Source organism: Paenibacillus sp. EKM212P (assembly GCF_011066115.1).
GTDB lineage: Bacteria > Bacillota > Bacilli > Paenibacillales > Paenibacillaceae > Paenibacillus > Paenibacillus polymyxa_B.
This window is the reverse complement of the sequence record NZ_JAAMNR010000034.1, coordinates 1-1,942: the sequence shown is the minus strand read 5'-3', so window position 1 is coordinate 1,942 and position 1,942 is coordinate 1. Positions and strand designations below refer to the sequence as shown.

At 50.1% G+C, this 1,942-nt stretch carries 1 protein-coding gene; it reads left to right on the top strand.

Annotated elements, in window-relative coordinates:
* The coding region (locus G9G54_RS24765) for a condensation domain-containing protein (protein WP_238808438.1) at positions 1-1,942 on the top strand (1,942 nt) is incomplete at both ends.

Here is a 1,942-nt window from a genome sequence, read left to right as displayed (position 1 = left end):
GGTTTTGATGAAACGGCCCTGCGCACAGCGATGGATCAAATCGTTAGCCATCACGATGCACTGCGTATCATTTTCCGTCCTACAGAGCACGGTTATGAAGCTTGGAACCGCGCGGTTGGGGAGGGCGAGCTGTATACGCTGGATCGGGCCGACTTCAGAAATGAGTCTGAGGTATCTGCGGCGATCGAGGCCAAAGTGAATGAAATTCAGGCGGGTATTCATTTAAGCGAAGGACCGCTGGTGAAGCTGGGGCTGTTCCATTGCCCAGATGGAGATCATTTGCTGATGGCTATTCATCACTTAGTGGTGGATACCGTATCTTGGCGCATTTTGTTCGAGGATATTACGACCGCCTATGAGCAGGCATTGAACGGACAAGCGGCTCGTCTTCCGCACAAAACGGATTCGTTCCGCACCTGGGCGGATGAACAGTCTCAATATGCGAACAGTCCGGCCATGGAAGCAGAACTCGCATTCTGGCAGGAAATGGAACAGGGCGTATATCAGCCGCTTCCAAAAGACGAATCCCATTCTCATTCCTTGAATAGGGACAGCGAGAACATTACAGTTACGTGGACAGCTCAGGAAACAGAGCAGCTGTTAAAACAGGCGCATCGTGCCTACAACACGGTGATGAATGATTTGCTGCTTACCGCATTAGGACTGACGATTCATCGCTGGGCGGGCCTGGAACGAGTGCTCGTGAGCCTGGAAGGCCATGGACGGGAGTCCATTTTGCCAGAACTGGATATTACGCGCACCGTGGGCTGGTTTACGACTCAATTCCCGGTGGTGCTGGATATGAGCGTGGGGCAAGACCTTTCACAGCGCATCAAACAGGTGAAAGAAGGACTACGCCGCATTCCGCAAAAGGGCATTGGCTACGGTATGTTGAGATACCTGTCCGCAGCACGTGAGCAAGAGCGGTTTGTAACCGAACCTGAAATCAGCTTTAACTATTTGGGACAATTTGATCAAGATATGCAAAATCAATCTATTGGCGTATCTCCTTACTCTAGCGGTGCAGAGCTTAGCGCCCATGCAGCCCGATCGCACACGCTGGATATAAACGGACTGATTTCGGAAGGCGAACTGCAATTGACGATCAGCTACAGCAAGCAGGAATATCGCCATGAAACGATGGAGCAGTTAGCTGAACAGTTCAGAACCAGCTTGCAGGAAATCATTACGCATTGCACAGGCCGCAAACAGCAAGAACTGACGCCAAGCGATGTCATGCTTAAAAATGTAACGATGGCCGAGCTGGATCAATTGGTAGAACGGACTCGTGACATGGGGGAACTGGAAAATGTCTATGCGTTGACGCCGATGCAAAAAGGCATGTTGTTCCATAGTCTGATGGATGCAGCGTCAGGCGCTTATTTTGAACAAACGACCTTTGATTTGCATGGACGCTTCCAAGCGGATATTTTCCAAGATAGCTTGAATCATTTGGCGCAGCGGCATGAGATATTTAGAGCTAATTTCATCAGCGGTTGGCAGGATGAGCCTGTGCAGGTTATTTTCCGCCATAAAGATGTTGGTTTCAGATGTGAAGATTTGCGTCATTTGGATGAACAGGAACGTGACGCGTATGTGAAGGAATTTATTCGCAAGGACAAGGCAGCCGGATTCGATTTGTCCCGGGATGCGTTGATGCGCGTGGCGATTTTACGAACAGGTGACGAGGATTATTATTTTGTGTGGAGCTCTCATCACATCTTGATGGATGGCTGGTGTGTGGCGCTCGTGACGGATGAGGTGTTTGAGGCTTATTTTGCAGCCGTGGAGCATAGACAGCCGAAGCTTGCCCCCGTGACTCCATACAGTCAGTATATTGAGTGGCTTGAAGCACAGGATGAAGCAGCAGCAGCTTCCTACTGGAAGGATTATTTGCTCGGCTATGATCAGCAAACTTCGATTCCGACCGGAAAAGTAGGCG